This window comes from Microbulbifer echini, assembly GCF_041447225.1.
Classification (GTDB): Bacteria; Pseudomonadota; Gammaproteobacteria; order Pseudomonadales; family Cellvibrionaceae; genus Microbulbifer; species Microbulbifer echini.
Genome location: NZ_JBGMEL010000005.1, coordinates 65562 through 85049 on the forward strand (window position 1 = coordinate 65562; position 19488 = coordinate 85049).

A 19488-nucleotide genomic window follows, 5' to 3' on the forward strand; every position below is an offset into this window, starting at 1 on the left:
TCAAGGGCTTCAATCAAATAGCTCCACCCATAGAGGCACTTTTTATTAGGGTAAGCGAGTAGCTTTATGAAACGAGTAGATTACTATTGAGCCAAATAAAACGCCCACCGATGATACAGAGCAACACCGCAAAACCATGCTTTAACCACTTTGCCGGAAGACGGTGAGCCAGATTGGCACCAAGGCGGGCAAAAATAGTGCTTGTTGCAACAATGCCCAAAAAGGCCGGCCAATAGATATAGCCGCTACTCCAGCCAGGTAATAGGATGTTGCCCCAGCCCTGCACCGCAAAACTCAGAGCGCCCGCTAGAGCAATAGGCAAACCACAGGCTGAGGATGTGGCAACCGCACGCTGCATTTGCACCCGGCAGCGGGATAGAAATGGCACCGTGAGTGAACCCCCACCAATACCAAAAATCGCAGAGGCCCAGCCAATTCCAGCTCCGGAAAGAGTCATTATGGGAGCGGCCGGTATATGGCCTACCCCCTCTGCCGCCTCGTTGTGCCGCAAGCCGCTCAACCACATGCGAACGGCAATAATAATGGCAAAGATACCAATCAATAATTGCAGCCAGGCGCCGGGCAGCCACTCCGCCGTAACGCCTCCAAACCAAGAACCAAGGAGAATACCGGGGGTCATCATCCAAAATAAGCGCCAATCCACTGCGCCTTTTTTATTATGTGCGCGTACGGAGCTGATGGAGGTAATGATAATAGTAGCGAGAGATGTCCCCACCGCCATGTGGGTAAGAATATCCGGGGATATACCCATTGCAGTAAAAACCAGTACCAGTGCTGGAACAATAACCAAGCCACCGCCCACCCCAAATAGACCGGCAATAGTTCCAGCCGCAGCCCCCACCAAGAGATATACAAGTAAGGTTTCCATCCAATCCCTATCCTTACGAAGTCGCAAACACTGAGGACAGCCCTGCTTTGATTAAGAGTTCTTTATAAAGAGCATGGAAAGCGTTTTCGAGGCATTAATACCCTCGAGCTTCGACGGTAAGCCAGTCAAACCCGTCTTGCTGGCAAGCAAAAATACAGTTTTCAACACTTTCCAGCATTTCAGCCAAAGCGGAGCGGGCAAGTTCCAGCGTATTGTTTTTCTCGCTAATATGGGCAACTACCAAATGTTGAAGCTGCTCGTAACCCACGCGCTGTAGAAACCCCGCAGCCTGCTGGTTACTGAGGTGTCCATAAGCACCGCCCACTCGCCTCTTTAAAGAAGGAGGATAAGGTCCTTGGGCCAACATCTGAGGGTCGTGATTAGCCTCCAGAACCAGCGCATCGCACCCGGCAAAATGGGACTCTACGTGGGGAGTCACCGTGCCGAGGTCAGTCAAAAGACCAAGGCTGCTCCCGCGGCTGCGAAATACATACTGCGCAGCCTCTCTGGCATCGTGAGGCACGGCAACAGGTGTTACCTGGATATCGGCAACCACAAATGGCTGATGTCCCTCAATCAGATGTACTTGCGGCAGTTTGCCGATATCGCGGGCGCGGAGTGTTCCGGGGGTCAGGTAAATTGGCAGGCCATATTTACGCGCAAGCGGCGCGACACCAGAGAGATGATCGCTGTGCTCATGAGTGACCAGTATTGCCGTGAGGTCAGCAGGTGACATGCCGAGCCTCAACATACGTCGCTCGGTTTGCTTGATAGTAAAGCCGCAGTCTACAAGGAGACACTGGTCGCCACTGGCGACCAGTGTACCGTTACCCTTACTGCCGCTTCCCAGAGAGGCGAAGCGCAAGCCCATTAAATCAGATTCTGCTGAATGGAAAGCAGCAGCTGGGAGGCCTTATTGCGTGAGAGAGGCTGGCCACGGGTATCGCGGACACGCACTTCGATTTCATCATTGTTGCCGCGAATCATGATCAGGTAGCCGGGGTAGTCGTCTTCGGGGACAGCGCCCACACCCAGCCCTTTAATTTCTTTGAATAGGGCCGGCTCACTTTCTACCGTGGGATCAATACCAGCGAGAATCTGCTGAAGAGTTACCTGGTCAGCGCTCTCGGCCAGCTCATCATCCTGTTTGGACTTTTTCCCCCAGGAGAACCAACCGCCGTCATCTTCTTCACTCTCCGCCAACTCGCGCTCTTCATCATAGGTGACGTAGAAAAGACCAATATCGGAGTCCTCGCGATGCAGGCGATAGGCGCCGGCGTTCACTGCGTGGGCAACCGTAGCCCAGGCGCGGTCCATTTCCAGGCCCATAGAAATATAGGGCTCGTGTCCAACCGGTTCTTGCAGCTGCACTTTTACGGAGCTACCACCGATCGCCTGAGCCACCAGGGAAGCGGAGGCACCAGCAGTATCGGCAGCCAGAGCCGTGGACATTTCATCGATCATCCAGCCCTCCCGTTCGGGACTGACAGAGCGCTCCGGCCAATTGACCGAACCACCTACCGGCGAATCGACACCTACGGACAGGTGGCGCACATGAACTTCCGTGGTATCTGGCTGAACCCCGGTTTCGATCTGCAGACGGTATTTATCCTTGGTATCCGGACTTTCGTCGAAAGTCATCCAAGCAGTTTCCATAATACCGGTACTGGCGTCAGACATTTCCACTCGCAAGCCTGAGCTGCGAAGAAAATAGTGCAATTGAGGCCAGACCTCTTCCGGGGGCTGGGAAACCAATACCCAGCGATTGCTGCCCAGCTTCTGAATTTTTACCCGCTCCAGCCCCGCATTAACAGATATCGCCTGGGGACGCGGTACTTCAAAGTCGCCGCCCTCTAAGCCATTTGCGGCGATCTGAGGAATCTCATAGAGCTCTTCCTGATGTTTGGTATTGATACCTTCAGGAATTTGTAGGGGGGTCAGGCTATCTGCCTGCTGGTAATCGTTACTGCGATCGCGAAAATAGCCATCGTTGCCGAACACACCACAACCCGCCAGGGTGAGACTGGAAATACAGAGCGCGGCTCCAACGGTCAATTTGTTCATTAAAGCTTTCCTGATTAATTCACGATTCGCAGGTTCATAGTACGCCGGCACTGCGCAGAGCCTCGCGCACTGTAGCATGATGCTCGGGGGAGAGACTGGTCAGCGGCAGGCGGATACCGCCATCCATACGGCCCATCTCCCTGAGAGCCCATTTCACCGGTATCGGGTTGGACTCCAAAAACAAAACTTTGTGCAATATTTGAATACGTTGATCTATGGCCCGCGCCGTCTCGGCATCATCAGTCAACGCGGCCTCGCACATCTGAGCCACCGCCGCCGGAGCCACATTGGCCGTCACACTAATATTGCCCTGCCCGCCCATCAGTATGAGCTCCATCGCAGTGCTGTCATCCCCGGAATAGACAGCAAACCCCTCTGGTAGAGTATCCAATAAAACTCTAGCGCGCTCCAGGTCACCGGTGGCCTCTTTGATTCCGATGATATTACTCACCGCGGCCAAGCGCTGAACCGTCTCCGGCAGCATGTCTACGGCAGTGCGACCGGGTACGTTGTAGAGAATTTGCGGGATCGCCACCGCCTTGGCAATCGCGCGGTAATGCTGGTACAGCCCTTCCTGGCTCGGCTTGTTGTAATAAGGGGTCACCAGTAGGCAGGCATCGGCGCCACAGCGGGTAGCGTTTTCGGTTAAATCGATAGCCTCGGCGGTAGAGTTGGCGCCAGTTCCCGCAATTACCGGAATACGCCCCGCAACCTGATCCACCACCCGGCGGATAACCTCAATATGTTCATTGACATCGAGCGTCGCGGACTCCCCGGTAGTGCCCACGGCAACCAGCGCACGCGTGCCCTGCTCGATATGCCACTCAACCAGGTTGTGCAAACTGTCCCAGTCCAAGCTTCCGTCTGCGTACATTGGGGTGGCCAGGGCCACCATACTGCCGGTAAACATCCTCACTCCTTAATTATCGCGCTCGGCCTGGAATAGCACCGCCAGAGTCGAACCAGTATGTTACTTAGGGCGCAGAATCTATGCCAGTGCGACTAAGTCGCCACTTTTCTGCGCTTCTTTTTCTTCTTGCGCACCCCTTCGTACACATTGGTCGCTCCCTCTGGGCGGGTCTTAAAGCGGCGGTGCACCCACATATACTGCTCGGGAGCCTCGCGGATACGGGCTTCAACGAAGCGGTTGACCAGAATTGCGTCCTGGAGTTCATCTCCAGAGGGAATTTCATCAATGGGGTCGTACACCTTAAGGCGGTAACCGGAGTTGTCATCCAATCGGGTAACAACATAGGGTACGACCCGCGCGCGACCCACACGTGCGAAGCGCGAAGTCCCCGTCACCGTCGCCGCAGGCACATCGAAAAGAGGCGCAAAAACCCCCTGTTTGATCCCGTAGTCCTGGTCCGGAGCATACCAGACGATCCGGCCACGTTGCAGGGCGCGCAGTACCCCCCGCACATCTTTGCGCTGGTAAACGCTGCCACCGCGGGTATGACGCTCGCGTCCCTTGCGCTGCATATAGTCGTAAACAGGGTTCTTGTGGGGCCGGTACATGCCATCCAGGGTCATGCAGGTACCCATCAGCGCCGCTCCAAGTTCCAGCGTGGTGAAGTGCATTGCCATCAGCAATACACCCTGCCCCTGGGTATGGATTTCCTGTAGCTGCTCCAGGCCCTCGATGACACAGCGCTTGCGCAGCCAGCGCGCCGAGCGAAACCAGGCCATGCCGGTTTCCATCAAGGCGATACCGCTGGACTCGAAATTGCGGTGCAACAGGACGGCGCGCTCGGTGTCGCTGAGTTCGGGAAAGCAGAGAGCCAGGTTGCGCTCGGCAATGGTTCGGCGGCTGGTGGCCAACCGGAGCATTGTCCGGCCAAAACCACGCCCCATCGCCAGTTGCCAGCGGTAAGGTAGTTGAGCCACCAGAAACCAAAGGCCAAACAGCAGCCAGGTCAGCCAGTACCGGGGGTGCAGCAGGGCCGCTCGAAAACGGGGTTTTTCCATCGGATTTCGCTACGAAACCGGCACCCAGGTGCCGGTCCAATCGGTTGAATTCGGCGTAGTATAACCCATGGAATACGGCACTGGCGCGAACAACTGGCTAGCGCCTAGATACATTAATGGCGCAGTAACGAGTCGAGCTCATCGACTGCGACGCACCAGTCAGAGTCTTCTTCTATGGCGCTCTGCAAAAACTGTCGCTGCCCCTCGCTCCAGAAGGATGCCGCGGACAGTTTCTCGTGCCGGTGCAGGTAGTGGGTAATCAAAAATTCGTGTATTTCCGCATCCTCTGAGGCCAGCCCAAGCTGGGCGAACAAATCATTGAGGGTGTGATGTCCGGTCGTCTCCATAAATGCTCCCCTGTTGTGTTCCCTTTCCGGTTTCGCAATTTTCTCTACCAATTATAGATAGCCCGGAACCCTCACTAAGGCGCGGGATTAGGGTTATCGCTGTGAACCGCCTCAATCGCAGTCAGCAGCTCTTCGCCAAGCCGCACATCGACACTGGCGAGGTTACTGCGCAGCTGATCCAGGGAGGTCGCACCGATGATATTGGAAGTCACAAACGGCTGTTGGTTGACAAATGCCAGGGCCATTTGAGCCGGGTTCAGGCCAAACTGACGGGCCAGCTCGACGTAGGCAGCGGTAGCGATGCTGCTGCGCTCCCCGGCATAGCGCTGGAAACGCTCGTACAAAGTGAGCCGCGCACCTGCGGGTTTTTCACCCCCCAAATACTTGCCAGAGAGCATTCCAAAGGCCAGTGGTGAATAGGCCAGCAAGCCACACTGCTCGCGCAGGGACATCTCGGCGCAACCGACCTCAAAGGTACGATTCAAGAGGTTATAGGGGTTTTGGATAGAAACGATACGTGGCTTGCCTAGAGTCACCGACTCCTTGAGATACTCGTGCATACCCCAGGGCGTTTCATTGGAAATACCGATATGACGGGCCTTGCCCAATTTCACCAGTTCTTCCAGTGCACTGAGAGTCTCGGCAATGGCGATACCCTCATCTGCGCTGTGCTGGTAACCGAGGCGCCCGAAGAAGTTAGTATGGCGCTCTGGCCAGTGCACTTGGTAGAGATCGATATAGTCGGTGCCCAACCTTTTAAGAGAGTGATCGCAAGCCTCCAATATTTGCTTGCGATTGAGCCTGGGCCCGGAACGCAGATGACCCACACCGGAGTTGGCCTCACCGCGCCCAGCCACCTTGGTGGCAATAATCAGCTGGTCGCGCCCCCCCCGAGCTGTGAGCCACCTGCCGATATACGCCTCAGTCCGCCCCTGGGTTTCAGGGCGCGGTGGCACCGGATACATTTCTGCGCAGTCGATAAAGTTCACCCCCTGGCTCAGGGCATAGTCCAGCTGCTCAGCGGCATCATCGGCATTGTTTTGCTCGCCAAAGGTCATGGTGCCCAGGCAGATCTGGCTGACTTTGAGGTTGCTAGTACCGAGCTGGCGGTATTCCATGGAGTCCTCCTCCGCACAAATAAACAGGGAATTATGCCCCGCGTCGCTACTGATGGGGTAGAGGGCTAGGGGAACTTCACAAGAAGAGAGGCGGCAAATAAATAGTGCCGCAGGAGGTTGGGGGTGGCATCGCCACCCCCAATAGCAGGGACCCTGGAATTGCCCCCGCAATGATCAGCTAAATTCGGCCTCAACTTGCGGGGTGGTCTCCGCATCGTAGTCGACTCCCGCGACCCCAAAACCAAATAACTTGAGGAAATCGGCCTGGTAACCTTTGTAGTCGGTCAGCTCAAACAGGTTTTCCGCGGTTACTTGCGGCCATAATTTCTCAATTTTTGCCTGAGTCTCCGAACGCAACTCTTTGTCGTCCATGCGCAGGCGGTTTTCCCCATCGAGGCGTGGAGTGTCGGTATAAAGCCCCTCGGTGTAGAGGCGATAAAGCTGTTCAATACAGCCTTCATGGGTACCCTCTTCCTTCATCACCCTGTAAATAAGGGAAATATACAGAGGCATCACCGGAATCGCAGAACTGGACTGGGTGACCAGGGCCTTGAGCACCGCTACGTTGGCCGCCGCCGGGCTACTCTCGGTAATCGCTCTGGCTGCGCGGTCCAGATCCTCCTTCGCCTTGCCAATCGTCGCGTGGCCGTATATCGGCCAGGTGAGCTTTTCGCCGATGTAGGTGTAAGCCACAGTTTTGCAGTTATCGGACAGCACACCGGCTTCGCCAAGCGCCTGCATCCACAGCTCCCAGTCCTCACCGCCCATCACCTTCACGGTGTTCGCAATCTCTTCCTCATTAGCCGGATCCACCGTGATATCAGTGATTTCCAGCTTATCGGTATTCAGGTTTTTTGCCGTGTAGGACTCGCCAATGGGTTTCAGTACAGAGCTGTAAAGCTCACCAGTCTTGGGGTCTGTGCGGCGCGGTGAGGCGAGGCTGTAGACCACAAGATCCACCTGGCCCAGATCCTCCTTAATCATCTCCACCGCCTTGGCTTTTATGGCGTCGGAGAAGGCATCGCCATTGATACTCTTGGCATAGAGACCGGCCTTGTGCGCCTCGCTTTCAAAGGCCGCAGAATTGTAGTAACCGGCAGAAGCGGTGCGCTTCTCCGTGGGCGGTTTTTCGAAGAATACCCCCAGAGTCTTGGCGCCACTGCCGAAAGCGGCGGTTATCCGCGAGGCCAGTCCGTAACCGGTGGAGGCACCCACAACCAAGACCCGTTTGGGGCCATTGTCGATCGCTGGCTGCGACTGAATGTACTCAATCTGTTCGCGCACATTGGCGGCACAACCCTGCGGGTGGGCATTGGTACAAATGAATCCGCGTACTTTCGGCTGGATAATCATCCTTACTGTCTCTCCCTTTGCACTTGGGGAATCGTGGTTATGTGATCACAGATACGCTGACCGCGCATCGGGAAAACTATGGCGTAAAAAGCGGCATATCGACGCCTGAGTCACACCGCTTCGCCATTCTAATGGTTGTGTCTCAGGAGTCCCATAGCGGCTTTTCCCTCCTGTTAACCGGGCTGTCCAGAATATCCCCCGTGGCGGCCAAAGTGGCCACACTTCCTCACTATTGTGACTCAATACACTATTTTTGAGCTAGAAATAGAGATTCGCGCCACCTTTGAGTGCCAATCCTCTATTTATGGCACCATTTTTTCTTATTTCCTTGGCTACACTTTTTCTGGCTTGGCACGCTGTATGCAGAATTTATTTTGTGAGTGCCGTGATCACCTCACCCAGGTGGTTTCCGCACCCTCGATTACCATCGGCTGTTAAACCTCAAGCTAGTTAAGGAAGGTTCGTGTGAAATACTACTCCCGTCACTGTGTAAAACCCGGCGATCTGAACCCAGCCCAACGCCTGTTTGGCGGCCAGTTACTCGCCTGGATTGATGAAGAGGCGGCCATTTTCGCCGGCTGCCAGATGGGCACCCCTATGCTGGTGACCAAAATCATGTCTGAGATTGATTTCATCAGCCCGGCCTGCTGTGGCGATGTGGTGGAGTTTGGTTTTGAGGTCGTAGGCATCGGCCAAACCTCCCTGACCGTGCACTGCGAGGTGCGCAACAAACAGACCCAGCAACTCATTGTGCACGTAGAACAGATCGTATTTGTTGCGCTGGATGCCAACGGCAAACCCACGCCCCACGCCAAAGCTGGTATGACGCTGAAACAGGCACACAGCGCCACGCAACGCGAGCGGGAGGTGCGCGAACGCCGGCTCGCCAGCTAGCCCCCCAACGGTAATAAGCACAGCTTCCGGGTGGCGGTACACAAATCCTTGCGTCTACCGCCATCGAACAGATTGTCACTGGGTTATGAAACGTTGAAAGATCGAGCTCAAAGCTTCCTCAGCGGCCTCGATTTCTCCAAACAAGCCCCCTGGCAACTGGCTGCACCCATGCCCGCTTAATCACTGGGAGCCCGCACCAAAAAGAACCATAAGGCGCCATCCACAAAATAGGTCATTAGTGTATGCTGGCGCGGATATACCTTGTCTGCAATGGGGTTTCCGCAGTTATGTCCAGTCTTCGCCAACACGGGTACCGCCTGTTATTACTGGCCATTTTCACTCTTGCCTGGTCCTGGGCCGCCTGGGAACCGCTGCATCCGGATGACTGGCTATTGGAAAATTACCTGGTCTTCGCCGCCCTGCCGATTATTTTACTCAGCACCCGTATTTTTCCTCTCTCCAATGTTTCCTACACACTGATCACCCTATTTATGTGCTTGCATGTGATCGGATCGCACTACACCTATGCCGAGGTGCCCTTTGGCGTCACCCTCGGCGAGTGGCTCGATACTGAACGCAATATGTACGACCGGCTTGTGCATTTCAGTTTTGGCTTATTACTGGCCTATCCAGCCCGAGAAATTTTGATTCGCCTCGCCGGCCTGCGTGGGTTTTGGGCCTATTTTTTCCCGGTGGATATCACTTTCGCCCTCTCTTCCATCTACGAAATTATTGAGTGGCTAGCCGCGCGCAGCGTGTCACCGGAACTCGGCATCGCCTTTCTCGGTTCGCAAGGAGATATCTGGGATGCACAAAAAGATATGCTGCTTGCGGGGCTCGGCGCCATATTGGCCATGTCCATCGTCCTCGCCCTGAACCTTTGGCTGAACGCCAATACTTGGCGGGACATTCGCAATAGTGTGCGGGTGCCCACAGGGGGTCGCACCCTCGGGGAGACCAAGCTCCTGCAGTGGTGGCGCAAGCGCCACGGCCACTAAAGCAGCCTCTCAGCCCCCATCGGCATAGGTTAACGGCAGGCGAGTTGTCTGCTTCATGGTTTCCATCACAAAACTGGAACTGACGTCGAAAAGGTCGGCCTTGATCAGCGCCTTGTAGAGGCGGTCATAACCGGGCATATCGGTCACCACCGCCTTGATCAGGTAATCGAGATCCCCACTCATTCGGTGAACCTCTAAAATCTCCGCAATACCCTGCACCAGGGTATTGAACTGCGTCGCCCACTGATCATTGTGCTGGTTGGTACGGATGGAGATATACACCGTGAGTGGCAGGTTGAGCTTATGCGGATTGAGGAGCGTGACTCGCTCGGCGATCACTCCCTCCTCCTCCATTTTCTGGATACGGCGCCAGCAGGCTGATTTCGAAAGTCCTACCCTATCGGCAATTTCCCCAACCGAGAGCGTCGCATCCTGCTGCAATAACTCCAAAATTTGCCTGTCCTGCCTGTTAAGCCCTGTCCCCATTTACTCTCCCCTACCGCTACCAACCTCATCCGTGAAGCTATCGTCTCACCAAACAAATAAATTTCAAAACATTGAACCCCAATATAGAAAATATCGGCACAACGTTTCGAAATTAGAAAAAAAATCGTGCAAATAGGAACATTGTTTCGGGCCCAAGGCACTAGAGTGGCACTACAAAACAAGGAGAAGGGCTATGATCACTCTTATCAAGCACATCCGTGAATCTGTCATCGGCGACAGGCTGCCAATCCCCACGCCTTTTGGATCCAGACCCCTGATCTATGCCGACTACACCGCATCCGGCCGCTCACTGAGTTTTATCGAGGATGCGATCCGCCAGCGGGTGCTGCCCTTCTATGCCAACACCCACAGTGAAAGCTCTTATACCGGCGCGCAAACCTCTGCTCTGCGGGAAGAGGCCCGCGAAGAAATTCGCCGTGCGGTCAATGCGGGCCCAGAACACAAGGTGATTTTCTGTGGTTCCGGGGCTACCGCCGCCATCAACAAATTGATCGATATCCTCAATTTACGCCTGCCGGCGGACCTGAATGAACGCTACCAACTGCTGGAGAGAATCCCGCAGGAGCAGCGGCCAGTGGTTTTTATTGGCCCCTACGAGCACCATTCAAATGAACTGCCCTGGCGAGAGAGCATTGCCGAACTGGTATCTATTCCCTTGGACAGTGATGGGAGCCTGGATACCGAGAGCCTGGAAAACCACTTGTGTACTTACGCCGAGCGCCCCCTGAAAATCGGCAGTTTTTCCGCCGCCTCCAATGTGACCGGAATCATCACCGATATAAAAGCCGTAACCCGCCTGCTGCACACGCACGGCGCCCTGTCATTTTGGGACTATGCGGCGGCGGCGCCCTATTTGAAGATCGACATGTGCCCTGCCGAGGACTCTCAGGAATATGCCACTATGGAGGCGGTCTTTATCTCTCCACACAAATTTGTCGGTGGCCCAGGCACGCCTGGTGTCCTAATCGCACATCAAAAACTGTTGCAAAACTCAGTCCCGGCAACACCCGGTGGGGGCACTGTGCTTTATGTGACTCCAGAAGATCACCGCTATCTGAAAGATCCGGAACGCTGTGAAGAGGGCGGTACGCCCGCTATTGTCGAGTCGATTCGCGCCGGAATGGTCTTCAAGCTGCAGAGCATGGTGGGCACCGATGAAATTACCCGACGTGAAGAGGTATTGGTAAAGCGCGCCCTGCGGCGCTGGTCGCAGGTGGATAACCTCGAAATTCTCGGCAGCCTGGATGCGCCGCGCCTCTCCATCGTTTCCCTACGGGTCCGCTGGCAGGATAAAGACCTGCATTACGGTTTTGTCGTGGCGCTGCTTAACGACCTTTTCGGCATTCAGGCACGCGGTGGCTGCTCCTGCGCGGGCCCATACGGTCACACCCTACTGGGCCTCGATATGGATTACAGCCACGCCCTCGAAAAACAGATTATTCAGGGGCAAAAACTCTTGCGTCCGGGCTGGGTACGCCTGAACTTTAATTATTTTATTGACGATGAGGTCTTCGAATACCTGCTAGAAGCGGTGGCCTTGATCGCGCGACACGGCTGGAGACTACTGCCCTACTACGCCTTTGACACAACCCAAGCGGTCTGGCGTTATCAGAATACAGCCCCGGAGCCGAGAACTAGCCTGGCAGAACTGGACTTTCTCAATTTAGAGGGGGGTCGGAAGGAAAGCACCCAGCCGCTGCGCGCGCTGGGCGATTATCTGGCCATCGCCAAGGAAGCGTTGTGTTGCAAGCGGCGGGAAGCACACTACTGCGATGTAACACTTCCCGCAGAGGCTGAGGCTCTACGCTGGTTCGTCAGCCCCGGGGAAGCAGCTCGCGCGCTCTAGGGCCCCAGTTCAACAGCGCCTAAGTGTCAATGCAGTATCAGCGCAACAACAGTAACGGCTGGCGAGTCTTCAACAGCATCTTTGCGGTGATGCTGCCCATTAACAGATCGCGCAGGCGATTGTGGCTAAAAGCCCCCATCACGGTGAGATCAATCTGATGTTCAGCCTGGTAGTCAATCAGGGACTCCACTGGATTGCCCTCCAGATGGCTGGCGGTCACCGCCAGGCCGGCCGCATCCAGTTCCGCACTGGCCTGCGCCAGTAGTTTTTGCGCGACGTCCTCAGGCCCCACACTCACCAAGTGGCAAGATAACGGTTGAAACAACGGGCTCTGGGCCACCAGAGACAGCGCTTTGCGCGCGGCCTCACTGCCGTCGTAAGCGAGCATGATGCGCTTCGGAGGCTGGAATTCCCGATTCACGACCAGAATGGGCTTGTGCAGCGCTCGCACCACCGTTTCCAATTGAGTGCCCAGGCCTTTATCGGAATCTGCGTGTTCTTCGCCGCGAATCCCCAACACCAGAACGCGAATGGAGTCTTCAAGCTCGACAACGGATTCGGCCAGGCTATCGTGACGCTGACAGGTCATCGCCTGCTGAACCCCGGCAGCTTCAACACGGCTTCGCGCAGCCTGTAACATCAGTTTGCCCTGCTTCACCAGCAGCTGTGCGCGCTGCTGTTCCAGCGCGGTCAACTCCTCCAGCAACTCTTCCTGACTGCCCAGGCCGATACTACCGGTAAAGTCTGTTACCGCCGGAACCTCACTGCGCTCGATGTTGTGCAACAGCTTGAGCGGCGCGCCCAGGTTATCGGCCAGCCAGGCCGAGTAATCGCAGACCGAGCCGGTATAACGGGAGCCGTCGATACAGGAAAGTATCAGCGGCGCGGTCGCGCCAGTTCCCGGTACAGGGTTGTTATCGCTGTTGCTTATGGCCATCAATGTCCTCCAAGAACCCTTTCAATTTCCTCGGGTTTATCGTGTACGCCGAACCGATCGACGATCGTCTCAGTGGCTTTATTTAACCCCACCAACTCCACCTGGGAGCCCTCGCGACGAAACTTCAACACGACCTTATCGAGGGCGCTCACCGCAGATACATCCCAGAAGTGCGCGCGGCTCAAATCAATAACGACGGTGTCCACGACTTCTTTGAAGTCGAACGACGCGGTAAATTTATCGGCGGAGTTGAAAAATACCTGCCCTATCACTTTATAGGTGCGACGACTCTGTGCCTCATCGAGCTTGCTGCTCACATACATAAAGTGGCTTACCTTGTTGGCGAAGAACAACGACGCCAGTAGCACACCGACAAATACACCATAAGCCAGGTTATGCGTCCACACTACCACAATCACCGTCGCCAGCATCACCAAGTTGGTGGAGAGCGGATAGTGCTTCAAGTTGCGGATGGAGCCCCAGTCAAAGGTGCCAATAGAAACCATGATCATCACCGCAACCAGTGCCGCCATGGGAATCACTGCCACCCAGTCACTGAGGAAAACCACCAGGGTTAAGAGGCCAATACCTGCTACCAGGGTCGAGAGACGCCCGCGACCGCCGGACTTCACGTTGATCACCGACTGGCCGATCATCGCACAGCCGGCCATGCCGCCCAGAGTGCCGGCGGCAATATTGGCAATGCCCTGCCCCTTACACTCGCGATTTTTGTCGCTGGGGGTATCGGTCAAGTCATCGACAATAGTCGCCGTCATCAGAGATTCCAGCAGACCCACCACCGCCAAACCGGCGGAATAGGGGAAGATGATCTGCAGGGTTTCGAAATTTAGCGGCACTTCGGGCCAGAGGAAAATTGGCAGAGTGTCGGGCAGTTCACCCATATCGCCGACGGTGCGGATATCTATCCCCATGATCACGGCAACCGCAGTGAGCAACAAAATACACACCAGCGGTGAAGGAATTGTCTTACCGATTACGGGCACATAGGGGAAAAGATAAATAATCCCCAGGCCCGCTGCCGTCATGGCGTAGACCTCCCAGCCACCGCCGACCAACTCGGGCATCTGTGCCAGGAAAATCAGAATCGCCAAAGCATTCACAAACCCGGTCACCACAGCGCGGGAAACGAAGCTCATCAAGCTTCCCAGCTTCAGGTAGCCGGCGATAATTTGCAGTACCCCCGTGAGCAGCGTCGCCGCCAGCAGGTATTGCAGCCCGTGCTCCTTCACCAGTGTAACCATCAGCAACGCCATGGCACCGGTGGCCGCGGAAATCATCCCCGGCCGGCCACCGACAAAGGCGATAACCACCGCAATACAGAAAGAGGCGTAGAGTCCGACCCTGGGATCTACCCCGGCGATAATGGAAAAGGCGATGGCCTCGGGAATCAGGGCCAGAGCCACTACCAGGCCGGCGAGGACGTCGCGACGTATATTGCCGAACCAGTCGGCTTTGGTCGATGAGAGCAGCGAAGGAAGGAACATAAACGCAATAAATTTGAATTGATCAAAAAAAGGCCGCGCACTCTACCACAAGCACAGCCCCCCCGCATGAATCCCCCTTTCAGACCATAGGTTGCGTGGACAGGTTTTTGCCATCCGCTTTGCCCGGTTTCACTTACCCCCACCTTTTACTGCCCCGTTCAAACACCGGACAGGGCGGACAGCGGACACTTTTCGCGGACACCCCAGTAAAACCTCGCCATCTTTCAAAAATTAAAAAAACTATATATTTCAACAGGTTAAACCATTTTCAAAAGTTGGCACAGAGCTTGCTATCTACCCGGAAAAACCAATTTTTTGGATTTGCATCCGAACAGAAAAGCTTTTGCATCCAAGTTGGGAAAGCAAAAGTATCGATACAGAGAAATGGACAGCAAGATGATCAGAGACACTTCCAGGCAAGATACAAAAATAGAAGCAGCGCCACTGTGGAAGAACCCCAAAGCAATAAAAAGTACCTTGGCTCTCGGCTTCGCCGTTGCTTTTCTCACCTGGGGAATCAACGCTTGGCACAGCACGGGCTCAGTCGATCACACCCTCTCGCTGTCGCGCATCAACATCGCCCAGGTCGAGCGCGGCAACCTGGTACGCGATCTAGTCGTACAAGGCAAAGTGATCGCCGCCAACAGCCCCACCTTGTTCAGTCCAGCGCAGGGCATAGTGAAGTTTTCCGTAAAAGCCGGCGACAGCGTCAAAGCCGCCCAGAGACTCGCCTCGGTGGATAGCCCGGAGCTGTCCAGTCAGCTCGCCCAAGAGAAGGGCCAACTCAACCAGCTTTCAGTGCAACTGCAACGACAGAAAATTCAAGCCAAGCGCCAGCAGATGGAAAACCAGCAGAAGGCCGATCTGGCCGAGGTTAATCTCATCGCGGCCAAGCGGGAACTGAAGCGCTCGGAACTCTCCATGGAGAAACAGATTATCTCCCTACTCGATTTTGAAAGGAGCAAAGATGATATGTCCCGCGCCAAGCTGGAATACCGCCAGGCCGTACAAAATGCGGAGCTGGAAAAAGAATCCCTCACCTTTGAAACCCAGACACTGGAATTGCAGCTGTCCCAGCAACAGCTCCAGGTTGAAGAGCTCGAACGCCGCGTGCGCGAGCTCGACATTCTCTCTCCCGTAGATGGAACCATTGGCAGCCTCGCGGTCACCCAGCGCAGCGCCGTCGCCGCTAACACACCGCTGATCACCGTCGTAGACCTCACCAGCTTCGAGCTGGAAGCCGCAGTCCCCGAAAACTATGCCGACGATCTGGGCCTGAATATGGCCGTAGCAATCAATTTGGGGGGCAGTGAGCTGCCCGGTGAAATTACCGCAATATCCCCGGAAGTGATCAACAACCAGGTCATCGCCCGCGTGCGTTTTACCGAGGCACAACCACAGAACCTGCGTCAGAACCTGCGCCTCACCGCTCGCGTGCTGCTGGAGAACCGCAATAACGTATTGCTGGTAAAACGCGGCAGCTTTCTCGATCAGAGCGGGGGTCGCCATGTATTTCGCCTCAACGATGAACAACAGGCCGAGCGCGTTGCCATCCAGGTCGGCGCACTGGGTTTAAGGCAGGTGGAGATCGTTTCCGGTTTGCAGGAGGGGGACCAGATCATTATCTCCGCCGCCGAAGAGCTGGAGAGCGCGCAACTGGTTGCCTTGAAGAAATAGAGACACTCAATGACCGGCGGCTGTAGAAATTCTATGACTCCGCTAATGAAACAATTTAAAAATTCAGTGAAAAAACAAGGAACATCGCCATGCTTAAAATGCATAACGTTCGCAAGAGTTTCCGTACAGACACCATAGAAACCCACGCCCTGCGCGACTTCAGCCTGGAAGTGAAAGAGGGAGAGTTCGTCTCTGTCACCGGCCCCAGCGGCTCCGGTAAGACCACTTTTCTCAATATCGCAGGGTTATTGGAAACCCCAACCGGAGGACAATACTTGCTGGATGGTGAAGATGTCAGCAACCTGAATGACCGCCAGCGCTCACGACTGCGCAATGAGAAAATTGGTTTTATTTTCCAGGGATTTAACCTGATCCCCGACCTGAATCTGTTCGACAATATCGATGTACCGCTGCGCTATCGCGGCTTCAATGCCAACGAGCGGCGCAAGCGTATCGAAAAAGTGCTGGAACAAGTGGGCCTGTCCGCCCGCGCCAAACATCTACCCGCACAATTATCCGGTGGACAACAACAGCGTATCGCTATCGCCCGCGCCCTGGCCGGCGAACCGCGCTTTCTGCTCGCCGATGAACCCACCGGTAATCTCGACTCCCTGATGGCACGCCAGGTTATGGAGCTATTGGAGTTTATTAACGAGTGGGGCACGACCATTGTGATGGTCACCCACGATCCGGAACTGGCCCGTCGCGCACACCGAAATATTCAAATTGTGGATGGCCAGGTTTGCGATTTACGCGCAGTTCCCGCCCAGCCTGCTGCCGTTACCGTCTGAGGAGTTGGCACAATGCTTGGATACTATATATCCCTGGCCCTGCGCAGCCTGCGCGGTACGCCTATTCTCAGCGCTCTTATGATCGCCGCTATCGCCGTTGGCGTGGGCGCATCTATGACCGTACTCACTCTCAACTATATGATGTCGCAAAATGCACTAAAACATAAGGACGATGTACTTTTCGCGGTGCAGCTTGATAGCTGGGATGTTAACAAGGCTGCCAACACGGCCAATGAAATTCCCTGGCAGCTGACTTATCGGGATGCGCAGGCGCTGCTGCGCTCAGAGATCCCCACTCGCCAGGTTGCCATGCACCGCTTCGGATTTACTGTAGAGCTGGTAAATTCCTCGATACGTCCTTTCACGGCATCAACTCGTGTTACTACACGTGACTTTTTCTCTCTTTTTGACGTGCCCTTTCTCTACGGCGGAACTTGGGAAAGTGAAGCAGACGCTTCTCCAAACCAAGTTGTCATTCTCTCTAAGTCCACCAATGAAAAGCTGTTTTCCGGTGAGAACAGCGTAGGTAAAACTATTAGCCTAAACGGCCAACCCTTTACTGTGATTGGTGTTATCGACCACTGGGAACCCGCGCCCAAGGTTCACGATCTCAACAACGGTGACTTTGCTAAATCTGCAAATCTGTTTATACCGTTCGGCTTGCACAGAGAGTACGAAATTTACAGCTGGGGCAACACCAACGGATGGGACAACAAAAGACCCGATGGCTACGAAGGCTTCCTGCAGGGTGAGTACATCTGGATTCAGTACTGGGTAGAGCTCAGTAGCAGTGCGCAGAAAGCGCAATATGAAGATTTTCTGAGTGCATACATTCAAGGGGAAAAGGCCCAGGGACGCTTTGAACGACCACTGAAATTTGCCTTGAGTAAGCCCTCTGAATGGCTGGTTCTTAACGAAGTGCTCAGTGATGATAACCGTGTACTGGGCTGGGTATCCCTGGCTTTTCTCTTGGTTTGCGTTATTAATGCCGTAGCTCTACTGCTCGCCAAGTTTTTGCGTAAATCCTCTGAAGCCGGTGTGCGTCGTGCTCTCGGTGCCAGTCGCAGCGCTATTTTTATTCAACATTTAATTGAAAGTGCTGCAATTGGACTTATTGGAGGTATCGCAGGTATTTTCATCGCCGTCATGGGAATTAGCGGAATACGCTATCTGGCCATGGGGCAGATAGACACCGTGGCAACGATGGATTGGATAATGATGCTTGCCGCTATCGGTCTCGCCTTGATCGCCAGCCTGCTTGCTGGGTTCTATCCCGCCTGGCGCATCAGCCGCACCAACCCCTCTATATACTTAAAAACCCAGTGAGGCCGAATCATGCTCGAATTAAAACCCATGCTGTCCGCCCTCTGGCGCAACAAAGTCTCAGCCCTGTTAATCACCCTACAGCTGGCATTAACACTGGCAATCATCAGTAATATTGTTGTTATTGTGCAGGATCGAATTGAAAAAATAGAACGCCCTACCGGTATTGCCGTAGAGGACATTATCGCCCTCAACTTTATGGCGATACCCCAGGACTACGATATGATCGGGGCAATCTCTGCCGACCTGGATTTGTTACGCGCACTTCCCGATGTCAAAGACGCTACAGTGACAAATCAAGTCCCTTTATCCCAGTCGGGATCGGCAGGTACTTACTATACCCAAGCAAACCAGGAAATCGGCGGAGAAAATTCAAACTACTACAATACTGATCCACATTTTATTAATACTCTGGGTCTCAAGTTAATAGCGGGCCGCAATTTCACCGATGCGGAAATTCAGTTCTCTGAACCCAATAAAAACCCGGAAATAGCCGTTGCCGTTGTTACCCAGCAGTTTGCCGAAAAGCTCTATCCTGGACAGGACCCGATTGGAAAACCTCTCTTTGATGGCAGCGACTCCAATCCCATAGAAATTATCGGTGTGGTTGAACGGCACCTGGGTGCTTGGGTAGATTGGTCAAATGCCGGTAATGTCGCCTTCTTCCCCTCAATTAAAAATACCCAGGACACAAATTACCTAATACGCACCGAGCCCGGCAAGCGCGATCAAGTATTGAAAACTTTAGTGCAGAAATTATCCGAACGCGATCCGCAGAGAGTGATTAAGACTAAGGTACTTTCAGAGTATGTGGCTCGAAGTTATGCGCGCGACAACCTGATGGTTAAAGTATTATCTATCGTTGCGGCCATGCTCAGCTTTATTGTGGCCCTCGGCATTGTCGGCCTGACCATTTTCTGGATTAACCAGCGCGCCAAGCAAATTGGTGTAAGGCGCGCACTGGGTGCGACACGTAGTAACATCAGCCGTTATTTCCTGCTGGAAAACTGCCTGATCGCCGGTTTCGGCATTACCCTGGGTAGCGCTGCAGCATTAATTGCCAACCAATATATGGTAAGCGACTACTCTCAGCCGGCGCTACCACTGACGCCGCTAGCCATCTGTGCGTTTCTAGTATTAATCGTGAGCCTCGTTGCAGCTCTGGCACCTGCGCTGCGCGCCGCCAATATCTCCCCAGCAACTGCTACTCGGAGTGTTTAAAAAACGCAACGAAGGATATTGAAAAGGCGGCTCTGCGAGGAGCCAGCCCA

Annotated in this window: 18 protein-coding genes; 7 read left to right on the forward strand and 11 right to left on the reverse strand. The window is 54.6% G+C overall.

Annotated elements, in window-relative coordinates; genetic code table 11:
• Nucleotides 1-64: 64 nt before the first annotated feature.
• The 8 genes from ACCI51_RS06530 to fabV all read right to left on the reverse strand — a co-directional run bounded on the left by ACCI51_RS06530 (nucleotide 65) and on the right by fabV (nucleotide 7739).
• Nucleotides 65-889 (reverse strand): sulfite exporter TauE/SafE family protein, encoded by an 825-nt coding sequence (locus tag ACCI51_RS06530; RefSeq protein WP_371843028.1) that lies wholly within the window; start codon nucleotides 887-889, stop codon nucleotides 65-67.
• 94 nt (nucleotides 890-983) lie between these two features.
• On the reverse strand, nucleotides 984-1760 hold the full coding sequence (locus ACCI51_RS06535; protein ID WP_371843029.1) for an MBL fold metallo-hydrolase: 777 nt from the start codon (nucleotides 1758-1760) through the stop codon (nucleotides 984-986).
• Nucleotides 1760-2953, reverse strand: a complete 1194-nt coding sequence (bamC, locus tag ACCI51_RS06540; protein WP_371843030.1) for an outer membrane protein assembly factor BamC — start codon at nucleotides 2951-2953, stop codon at nucleotides 1760-1762. Before bamC ends, ACCI51_RS06535 begins: the two co-directional genes overlap by 1 nt.
• A gap of 34 nt (nucleotides 2954-2987) precedes the next feature.
• On the reverse strand, nucleotides 2988-3863 hold the full coding sequence (gene dapA, locus ACCI51_RS06545) for a 4-hydroxy-tetrahydrodipicolinate synthase (RefSeq protein ID WP_371843031.1): 876 nt from the start codon (nucleotides 3861-3863) through the stop codon (nucleotides 2988-2990).
• Between the two features lie 92 nt (nucleotides 3864-3955).
• Nucleotides 3956-4921 (reverse strand): LpxL/LpxP family Kdo(2)-lipid IV(A) lauroyl/palmitoleoyl acyltransferase, encoded by a 966-nt coding sequence (gene lpxL, locus ACCI51_RS06550; protein WP_299579889.1) that lies wholly within the window; start codon nucleotides 4919-4921, stop codon nucleotides 3956-3958.
• 113 nt (nucleotides 4922-5034) lie between these two features.
• A complete protein-coding gene (locus ACCI51_RS06555; RefSeq protein WP_299579892.1) occupies nucleotides 5035-5268 on the reverse strand; it encodes a DUF2789 family protein in 234 nt (77 codons plus the stop codon).
• Nucleotides 5269-5342: 74 nt separating this feature from the next.
• On the reverse strand, nucleotides 5343-6386 hold the full coding sequence (locus ACCI51_RS06560) for an NADP(H)-dependent aldo-keto reductase (protein ID WP_299579895.1): 1044 nt from the start codon (nucleotides 6384-6386) through the stop codon (nucleotides 5343-5345).
• Between the two features lie 174 nt (nucleotides 6387-6560).
• The gene (fabV, locus tag ACCI51_RS06565) at nucleotides 6561-7739 is read right to left on the reverse strand and encodes an enoyl-ACP reductase FabV (protein ID WP_371843032.1); all 1179 of its coding nucleotides are present in this window, start codon (nucleotides 7737-7739) and stop codon (nucleotides 6561-6563) included.
• 465 nt (nucleotides 7740-8204) lie between these two features.
• Here fabV and ACCI51_RS06570 point away from each other — a divergent pair, with 465 nt between their 5' ends.
• Together ACCI51_RS06570 and ACCI51_RS06575 are read left to right on the forward strand one after the other, a co-directional pair.
• Nucleotides 8205-8633, forward strand: coding sequence for an acyl-CoA thioesterase (locus ACCI51_RS06570; protein WP_371843033.1), 429 nt, complete (start codon nucleotides 8205-8207; stop codon nucleotides 8631-8633).
• 287 nt (nucleotides 8634-8920) lie between these two features.
• Complete coding sequence (locus tag ACCI51_RS06575; protein ID WP_371843034.1) at nucleotides 8921-9631, forward strand: DUF2238 domain-containing protein; 711 nt, start codon at nucleotides 8921-8923, stop codon at nucleotides 9629-9631.
• A 9-nt stretch (nucleotides 9632-9640) separates the two neighbouring features.
• On the opposite strand, the gene ACCI51_RS06580 is transcribed toward ACCI51_RS06575, so the two are convergent.
• Nucleotides 9641-10117, reverse strand: a complete 477-nt coding sequence (locus ACCI51_RS06580) for an Lrp/AsnC family transcriptional regulator (RefSeq protein ID WP_299579907.1) — start codon at nucleotides 10115-10117, stop codon at nucleotides 9641-9643.
• Nucleotides 10118-10310: 193 nt separating this feature from the next.
• Here ACCI51_RS06580 and ACCI51_RS06585 point away from each other — a divergent pair, with 193 nt between their 5' ends.
• On the forward strand, nucleotides 10311-11984 hold the full coding sequence (locus tag ACCI51_RS06585; protein ID WP_299579910.1) for an aminotransferase class V-fold PLP-dependent enzyme: 1674 nt from the start codon (nucleotides 10311-10313) through the stop codon (nucleotides 11982-11984).
• A 37-nt stretch (nucleotides 11985-12021) separates the two neighbouring features.
• Here ACCI51_RS06585 and ACCI51_RS06590 read toward each other — a convergent pair whose 3' ends face one another.
• Together ACCI51_RS06590 and ACCI51_RS06595 are read right to left on the reverse strand one after the other, a co-directional pair.
• A complete protein-coding gene (locus ACCI51_RS06590) occupies nucleotides 12022-12921 on the reverse strand; it encodes a universal stress protein (RefSeq protein WP_299579913.1) in 900 nt (299 codons plus the stop codon).
• Nucleotides 12921-14426, reverse strand: a complete 1506-nt coding sequence (locus tag ACCI51_RS06595) for a SulP family inorganic anion transporter (RefSeq protein WP_371843035.1) — start codon at nucleotides 14424-14426, stop codon at nucleotides 12921-12923. Before ACCI51_RS06595 ends, ACCI51_RS06590 begins: the two co-directional genes overlap by 1 nt.
• Nucleotides 14427-14822: 396 nt before the next feature.
• Here ACCI51_RS06595 and ACCI51_RS06600 point away from each other — a divergent pair, with 396 nt between their 5' ends.
• The 4 genes from ACCI51_RS06600 (at nucleotide 14823) to ACCI51_RS06615 (ending at nucleotide 19438) form a co-directional block, all read left to right on the forward strand.
• Nucleotides 14823-16103 carry an efflux RND transporter periplasmic adaptor subunit gene (locus ACCI51_RS06600; protein ID WP_299579916.1) on the forward strand — a complete coding sequence of 427 codons (1281 nt, stop codon included), beginning with the start codon at nucleotides 14823-14825 and terminating at the stop codon, nucleotides 16101-16103.
• Nucleotides 16104-16192: 89 nt separating this feature from the next.
• On the forward strand, nucleotides 16193-16894 hold the full coding sequence (locus ACCI51_RS06605) for an ABC transporter ATP-binding protein (RefSeq protein ID WP_299579919.1): 702 nt from the start codon (nucleotides 16193-16195) through the stop codon (nucleotides 16892-16894).
• 12 nt (nucleotides 16895-16906) lie between these two features.
• Nucleotides 16907-18220 (forward strand): ABC transporter permease, encoded by a 1314-nt coding sequence (locus ACCI51_RS06610; protein ID WP_371843036.1) that lies wholly within the window; start codon nucleotides 16907-16909, stop codon nucleotides 18218-18220.
• A gap of 9 nt (nucleotides 18221-18229) precedes the next feature.
• Complete coding sequence (locus ACCI51_RS06615; protein ID WP_299579925.1) at nucleotides 18230-19438, forward strand: ABC transporter permease; 1209 nt, start codon at nucleotides 18230-18232, stop codon at nucleotides 19436-19438.
• Nucleotides 19439-19488 lie beyond the last annotated feature (50 nt).

What these genes read in the sequence shown, in the direction of transcription:
- ACCI51_RS06535 (WP_371843029.1), bottom strand. Translation starts at nt 1,760, where the DNA reads ATGGGCTTGCGCTTCGCCTCTCTGGGAAGCGGCAGTAAGGGTAACGGT.
- ACCI51_RS06555 (WP_299579892.1), bottom strand. Translation starts at nt 5,268, where the DNA reads ATGGAGACGACCGGACATCACACCCTCAATGATTTGTTCGCCCAGCTT.
- ACCI51_RS06610 (WP_371843036.1), top strand. Translation starts at nt 16,907, where the DNA reads ATGCTTGGATACTATATATCCCTGGCCCTGCGCAGCCTGCGCGGTACG.
- ACCI51_RS06530 (WP_371843028.1), bottom strand. Translation starts at nt 889, where the DNA reads ATGGAAACCTTACTTGTATATCTCTTGGTGGGGGCTGCGGCTGGAACT.
- ACCI51_RS06605 (WP_299579919.1), top strand. Translation starts at nt 16,193, where the DNA reads ATGCTTAAAATGCATAACGTTCGCAAGAGTTTCCGTACAGACACCATA.
- ACCI51_RS06585 (WP_299579910.1), top strand. Translation starts at nt 10,311, where the DNA reads ATGATCACTCTTATCAAGCACATCCGTGAATCTGTCATCGGCGACAGG.
- ACCI51_RS06590 (WP_299579913.1), bottom strand. Translation starts at nt 12,921, where the DNA reads ATGGCCATAAGCAACAGCGATAACAACCCTGTACCGGGAACTGGCGCG.
- ACCI51_RS06580 (WP_299579907.1), bottom strand. Translation starts at nt 10,117, where the DNA reads ATGGGGACAGGGCTTAACAGGCAGGACAGGCAAATTTTGGAGTTATTG.
- lpxL (WP_299579889.1), bottom strand. Translation starts at nt 4,921, where the DNA reads ATGGAAAAACCCCGTTTTCGAGCGGCCCTGCTGCACCCCCGGTACTGG.
- ACCI51_RS06575 (WP_371843034.1), top strand. Translation starts at nt 8,921, where the DNA reads ATGTCCAGTCTTCGCCAACACGGGTACCGCCTGTTATTACTGGCCATT.
- fabV (WP_371843032.1), bottom strand. Translation starts at nt 7,739, where the DNA reads ATGATTATCCAGCCGAAAGTACGCGGATTCATTTGTACCAATGCCCAC.
- bamC (WP_371843030.1), bottom strand. Translation starts at nt 2,953, where the DNA reads ATGAACAAATTGACCGTTGGAGCCGCGCTCTGTATTTCCAGTCTCACC.
- ACCI51_RS06560 (WP_299579895.1), bottom strand. Translation starts at nt 6,386, where the DNA reads ATGGAATACCGCCAGCTCGGTACTAGCAACCTCAAAGTCAGCCAGATC.
- ACCI51_RS06595 (WP_371843035.1), bottom strand. Translation starts at nt 14,426, where the DNA reads ATGTTCCTTCCTTCGCTGCTCTCATCGACCAAAGCCGACTGGTTCGGC.
- dapA (WP_371843031.1), bottom strand. Translation starts at nt 3,863, where the DNA reads ATGTTTACCGGCAGTATGGTGGCCCTGGCCACCCCAATGTACGCAGAC.
- ACCI51_RS06600 (WP_299579916.1), top strand. Translation starts at nt 14,823, where the DNA reads ATGATCAGAGACACTTCCAGGCAAGATACAAAAATAGAAGCAGCGCCA.
- ACCI51_RS06615 (WP_299579925.1), top strand. Translation starts at nt 18,230, where the DNA reads ATGCTCGAATTAAAACCCATGCTGTCCGCCCTCTGGCGCAACAAAGTC.